The sequence below is a fragment of the Ferrimicrobium sp. genome (assembly GCA_022690815.1).
Lineage (GTDB): Bacteria > Actinomycetota > Acidimicrobiia > Acidimicrobiales > Acidimicrobiaceae > Ferrimicrobium.
The window spans coordinates 1-6,307 of the sequence record JALCZJ010000058.1 but is presented as its reverse complement, the minus strand read 5'-3'; the positions used below and the strand labels follow the sequence as shown (position 1 = coordinate 6,307).

The 6,307-nt window shown below is 58.3% G+C and carries 4 protein-coding genes; 2 read left to right on the top strand and 2 right to left on the bottom strand.

Annotated elements, in window-relative coordinates; genetic code table 11:
- Nucleotides 1-985 (top strand): NAD-dependent epimerase/dehydratase family protein (locus MP439_11120; protein MCI2976603.1); only part of this gene is annotated, 985 nt, incomplete at its 5' end.
- 66 nt (nt 986-1,051) lie between these two features.
- Here MP439_11120 and MP439_11115 read toward each other — a convergent pair.
- Nucleotides 1,052-2,812, bottom strand: a complete 1,761-nt coding sequence (locus MP439_11115; GenBank protein ID MCI2976602.1) for an ABC-F family ATP-binding cassette domain-containing protein — start codon at nt 2,810-2,812, stop codon at nt 1,052-1,054.
- Between the two features lie 149 nt (nt 2,813-2,961).
- Nucleotides 2,962-4,401 carry an APC family permease gene (locus MP439_11110; protein MCI2976601.1) on the bottom strand — a complete coding sequence of 480 codons (1,440 nt, stop codon included), beginning with the start codon at nt 4,399-4,401 and terminating at the stop codon, nt 2,962-2,964.
- A gap of 335 nt (nt 4,402-4,736) precedes the next feature.
- Between MP439_11110 and MP439_11105 the strand changes: the two genes are divergently transcribed.
- Complete coding sequence (locus MP439_11105; protein ID MCI2976600.1) at nt 4,737-6,218, top strand: MFS transporter; 1,482 nt, start codon at nt 4,737-4,739, stop codon at nt 6,216-6,218.
- Nucleotides 6,219-6,307 lie beyond the last annotated feature (89 nt).

Here is a 6,307-nt window from a genome sequence, read left to right as displayed (position 1 = left end):
TGGTGGTACACAGTTTATCGGCCGGCATGTCGTTGAGGCATTGGTCCAAAGGGGTGACGAGGTAACGCTGTTTCACCGAGGCAAGACCAACCCTGACCTCTTCCCAGAGGTCACGCATATCTTTGGGGATCGCAACGATGATTTGCGTGGTCTTGGTGCCGGTACTTGGGATGCGACCATCGATACCTGTGCCTATTACCCTCGACAGGTCAGACGACTCGCTGATGCGCTCGGGGGTCGCGGGGGGACGTATGTCTATATCTCTTCGGTGTCTGCCTATGCTGGTCCTTTTCGGCCGGGTTATGCCGAGGATACACCGTTGGCATCCCTGGACGATCCGACGGTGGAGCAGGTCACGGACCTGACCTATGGAGGCCTCAAGGTCCTCTGCGAACAAGAGGCTGTCGCGTGCTTTACAAGCGCCCCGGTCCTAATCGTTCGGCCGACCTATGTCGTGGGTCCATTCGATCCTACCGAACGGTTTACCTGGTGGGTCGAGCGCGTTGCAGAGGGTGGCACCATGGTGGTTCCTGGCCCGCGGGATAATCCATTTCAGGTGATCGACGCCCGTGATTTGGCCTCGTTTTTAGTAACGTTAACCCGCAGCCAGGCCTCGGAGACGTTTCATACCGTCGGGCCGTCGCAACCGATCACCTTCGGGGGGTTCCTAGAGACATTGCGAGAGACGATCTCCGACGAGGTCACCTTCCAATGGGCTGATCCGGATCTGCTTCGTGAGTATGGTGTCAAAGACTCGGCATTTCCGCTCTGGGGTGGTGATGATCCAGCTGAGCGGTATGTCGCGGCAGCGAGCCCGGCAAAGGCAATCGCTGCTGGCCTTGTGTTACGGCCGCTGTCGGACACCATCGAGGCGACGCTTGCCTATGCGCGAGCCCATGCAGAGAGGAGTCGTCCTTCCTCGGTATGGGGCCTAAGTGGCGACCAAGCGCGTGCCCTACGTGCACGGATCGAGGCCCACGAGTAGTCGAGGCGCCGGTCACAGCACCAAAGCTGGCCGGGGGCGATTGTGATCGAATTGCGGATTCGATGCTTAGGGCGTGGTGTACTGCTCGTATTCGGCGCTGAGCGTGAGCCACCGCTCTTCAGCTTCGTCGAGTTGTGACTGACAGGCAGCGAGTTCGGTACCGAGTCGTGCCAGGGCTTGGTGGTCACTCTGTTGCGCAAAGGCTGCGCTGATGCGATTTCGCTCCCTGGTAAGCCGTTCGATCAGGGTATCAAGCTTGGCAAGCTCGTGGCGTAGCGTGCTTGGAGATCTTCGTTGCCCCTCTGTTGACCTAGCTCTGGACAAGGGTTTGGCGGGCGCACCTCGGTCGCCTTCGTTGCGTTCACTGGGTGCGCGTACGCTCGCTTGGGCGATCCACGCGGAAAGTCCTCCACGGACGTGGTTGAGATGCGTGTTGTGCACTACCATGATCCGCTCGGTGACGCGCTCGAGAAAGGTCCGGTCGTGGCTGACAGTCACCAGGGCGCCAGGCCAGTCCTCGAGGTAGTCTTCTAGGGCTCGTAACGTGTCAAGATCGAGATCATTGGTAGGTTCATCAAGAAGTAGGACGTTCGGTCGTGCCACAAGCACGGCGAGGAGCTGGAGACGACGCTGTTCGCCGCCAGAAAGAGTGCCCACCGTTGCCCAGGGGAGTTCTCCGGTGAACCAGAACCGTTCCATCAAACGGATGTCAGCCGGGTCTCCGGGTGTGCGATAGGGACCAGCCACGATGTCGCGTACTCGGGCGGTCGGGTCGAGCTGTGGACCCTGTTGTGCGTAGTAGCCAATGCGTACCGTAGAGCCATAGTCAATCGATCCAGTCGTTGGGACGAGCTTTTGGGCCATGAGTTCGAGCAATGTGGTCTTGCCAGCCCCGTTTGGGCCAACGATGCCGAGCCGTTCACGTGGATCGAGCTTGAGGGACACATGTGCGAGCATCGGCTTCTCATCGGTTGCGAAGCGGAACCCAACGTTCTCGAGTTCGATGACCCGATCGCCGAGGCGCGGGGTATCGAAACCGAGGTCGATCGATCCAGCTCGAACGGCTGGCTGTGCCCGGGTCTCGATGAGCTTCTTAGCGGCATCGATACGAGCCTGTGGTTTTCGCGTGCGTGCCTTGGCACCCCTGCGTAGCCAAGCCAACTCTCGTCGCGCGAGATTTCGGCGCACAGCATCCGCCGTCTCTGACTGGATCTCTCGTTCGACCTTGGCGCTGAGATAGGCGTTGTAGCCGCCGTTGTGGATGTAGCCAGCACCGCGATCCAGCTCCAGCATCCGAGTGGTCACGCGATCCAGAAGGTAGCGATCGTGACTGACCAGGATCAGTCCTCCCCGAAACCGCGTGAGCCATGTCTCGAGCCAGGCCACTGCTCCTAGGTCAAGATGGTTGGTCGGCTCATCGAGGACTAGTAGGTCACAGGGTTTGGCGAGCACACGAGCGAGAGCGACACGTTTTCGTTGCCCACCAGAGAGTGCTTGGACATCGCGATCGATGAACGCCATCATGTCTAAGCGGTCAAGGATTGCCTCGCTCTCCCAGTTGGTACCAACGAGGGCGCGAATAGTTCCTGATGGCAGTTGGTCGTCTTGGTCTAGCACGCCAATCTTGATACCCCGACCCCTTCTTACCTCGCCAGACTCGGGCAGTTGCGTACCTGCTAGCACTCGTAACAGGGTGGTCTTGCCGGTTCCGTTGATGCCTACGACACCGAGTCGCTCTCGGGTGCTGACTGTTACCGAAAGATCGCGAAATAACGTACGGTCAGATCGTGTCACGGTGATGTGGTCAGCGTCAATTAGGATAGTCACGCTTCCACGGTACCGGTTCCACACTGTCGACGACGGCGTCGTGTCGCGCATTGGCTTAATAAACACCTCGATCGCACGGGTGTCGCGCGGCTGATCGTCAGCGATACCACATGCGAAGCAGCCTGTTCGACGGAGATGGTCAAGGCCCCTTAGTTAGCGATCTGGGTATCGTGACCGTCGAAGATGTGCAGGTTCTTCACTCTGCGAAGCGTTATCAGCACGAAGACAACACCGGCAAGGAGGAGCACAACCAGCGTCTGGTCGATGCCGGCTCCTATGGCTCTCGGGCCATAGATGAAGAATGCAACGAGTAACGCCCCCATCACCGCTCCTGAGAAGAATGCACCGATCAAAAGCCAGCGGTGCTGGTGGGGTTGGAACTGGACGTCTGGCAACTTCTTGTGTCCAACCGTCAAGAAGACGATCGCCGTCATGATGTCGAAGAAGAACTCGGCGAGCAGGAAGAAGCCAGCCGCCGATAGGACCAGGTTAAAGAAGTTGCCCAGTGAAGAGATAAAAAGTTGGATCGCGACAACGACCAGAGTGAGACCGAGGACCGAGACGGTGGCGATATGGGGCACGTGTCGCTTGCTCAGCTTTCCAAACGAGGCCGGGATCAGGTTCTCACGCCCCATGGAATACAGCGCTCGGGTGAGGATGTAAGTGGTCAGCCAGAGTCCACCAGCGGTGGATGCCAGAATCGGAACCAGAATCACCCAGTGTGCGGACGGGAGGACGCGTTGTGCCCAGAGAGCCAATGGGTCCGAGTCATTGGGTGCCGATAGCGCCTTCATCGGAGTTTCAGCAAACATCAGTGGATAGAGGATTGCGTAGAACACCAAGGCGAGGAATGCGCCAATGACGCCACTGACGCCGGGGTCCTTGCGTGGCTTGGTTGACTCTTCGGCTGCATAGGAGTCGATCTCCCAACCGTCCAGCACGGTAGCGGCTACGACGGCGACCACCAACATACCACCGACGGGTAGGGCTCCAAAATGAATGGTGACTGCTGTGGCATGCAGGCGTGCAAGCCCGAGAATCCCGAAGCCGAGCAGTGAGACCATTTCGAGTACAAAGAAACCCTTCGTGATTTGAGCCGTTGGCTTGGAGCCCAGGAGGAGAGGCACAGCGGCGAAGATGACCCAGAAGATGGTGACCAAAATGGTGACCACGTTGGTCGGATGATAGTGGGGTGCGACAAGGGCCAAGGTGTAGGTGGCCGCTGGGATGGCGATGGGGGGGATCGAAAAGAAGTAGGCAAGGATGAGGATCCACGCTTGATACTGAGAGACCCTCCGGCCCATCACCCGTGCCGACCAGTGATACGAGGCACCGGCATTCGGGAAGTGCCGATTCAAAAGTCGAAAAACGAAGGACGCAATCACGAAGGGAATCGCGAGAATGGCGATGGCTGGTAGAGCCCACCATCCAGCATCGGCGGCCATGACTCCGCCGGTGGCCGCGACCGAGAACACGGGACCGATGCTCGAGATCGAGAGTGGGAACAGATCAAAGAGACTAAAGACCTGGCGCATTTTGCGCGGCGCGGTTGGCTCCATCGATGACGGGGTTGCTAGCTGGTCCTTCACTGGTCCTCTTTCTAGGGGTCTGAGTCGGCGCGTGTAGGTAATACTTCAACAGTAGTTGCGAACTGTTTGCAACAAGGCGTTATTCCCATACCGAGACATTCCTGGTGGGTATGGCTTCCTGTGTCAACCCGAGGCAAAATCCTTGGGTATGCGCCGAACAATGTGACCTTCGTAGCCGAAATGTGCCTTGGTGACGATGGTGGGGGCTCGGTGCTCGTGACCTGGCACTGGACAGAAGGTGCAACGTAGGGGCCCGGGCGGGAAGGAATTGGTCGCTTGGCCGGTTTGTTATCGGAGAAGTTGTCCATCAGCATCTTGGAAATGAGGAATCTCCTATGGTTGAAGCTGCGCGAACCCGAGCCTCTCATAGCGGGCTCGCCCTGCTGGTGATCGTCATTGGGGTGCTCATCACAGCGGTCGATACCACCATCGTTGTGCTCGCACTCCCAGAGATCCAACGCAGCCTCCACATTGGCCTATCGTCGATCATCTGGGTCATCATTGGTTATCTGCTGGTGATTACGTTGCTCGCCACCCAACTGGGACGTCTCGGTGACATGTTCGGTCGGGTGCGGATGTACGAACTTGGTTTCCTGGTGTTCATCGTCGGGTCGCTGCTCTGTGCACTTGCTTGGAACGAAGCAGCTATCGTCGGCTTTCGTCTTTTGCAGGGGGTCGGCGGTGCACTGGTGGCGGCCAACTCCGGGGCGGTGATCGCGGATACGTTTCCTCCCGAGCAGCGAGGCAAGGCCTATGGCTACAACGCGATCGGTTGGAATATCGGAGCTGTCTTGGGGGTCCTGCTCGGTGGCCTGATCGTGACGTACTTCTCCTGGAGATGGATTTTTTGGATCAACGTCCCCATTGGACTCGTCGCGCTCGCGATCGCCATCAAGGTCCTCCATGACCACGGTGATCGCGAGAAGCGCAGGCTCGATTACCTTGGGACCATCACGCTTGGTCTGGGGCTCTTCGGCATTCTTTGGGGGTTGACCAAACTCACGAGTGAGTCGTTGAACGCGTCAATCATCGAGTTCGTGATCGCCGGCTTGGTGCTGTTGGGGGTGTTTGCGGTTGTCGAACTCCGGCAACGGGAGCCGATGTTGAATCTGGCGCTCTTTCGAGTGCCGACGATGTCACCGACGTTGTTGGCAGCGCTTTTCCAAGGATTGGCGAGCTTCTCTGTCTTGTATCTGCTGCTCATGTACCTTCAAGGAGTCCGAGGATACACCCCGCTACACGCGTCCCTCCTGTTGCTTCCCGGCTACGTGGTTGGCGGTGTGGTCGGCCCGTTCGGTGGCCGACTTGCGGATCGCTATGGTGCGGTATGGCCGGCGACCGCTGGCCTCGTGCTGCAGATGGTGGCGCTGATCGTCTATGCCCATTTAGGTACGGGGTCAGCGATCTGGATTCTCTCTGGTGCCTACGTCATCGGTGCGATTGGCTCTGGCGGCTTCTACCCAGCCAACAACGCTGCGGTGATGAAGGCGGCACCCGCTGGTAGCTTTGGTATCGCTTCGGGCATGTTGCGCACGTTTGCCAACATTGGAATGGTGTTCTCGTTCGCAGCGGCCATAGTGGTCGCATCTGGAACGATCTCGAAGAATCAGGCCTTTGCGATTTTTGTGGGCACTTCCAAGCTCAGCGCCCATCTCGGGTCAGAGTTCACCTTTGGTATTCACGACGCGTTTTACCTCTCTGTTGTCCTGATGGCCATCGCTGCGGTCTTCTCTGCGACCAACCTGAGGCACCACTTCGCCAAGAAATCTGGAGAATTACAAAATTTCCCCCCCGAAACCGTCACCCCCTCCAACTAACCCCCGCTAGAGTTATCTATCCCATGTGCTTTACGGCTCTACCAAGAGCTCGTAAGGCACCTCTGGCAATGAGACTCTGGCAGTGACGT

Bases quoted from the DNA above. Each gene is read 5' to 3' on its own strand.
- MP439_11105 (MCI2976600.1), top strand. From the start codon at position 4,737: ATGGTTGAAGCTGCGCGAACCCGAGCCTCTCATAGCGGGCTCGCCCTG.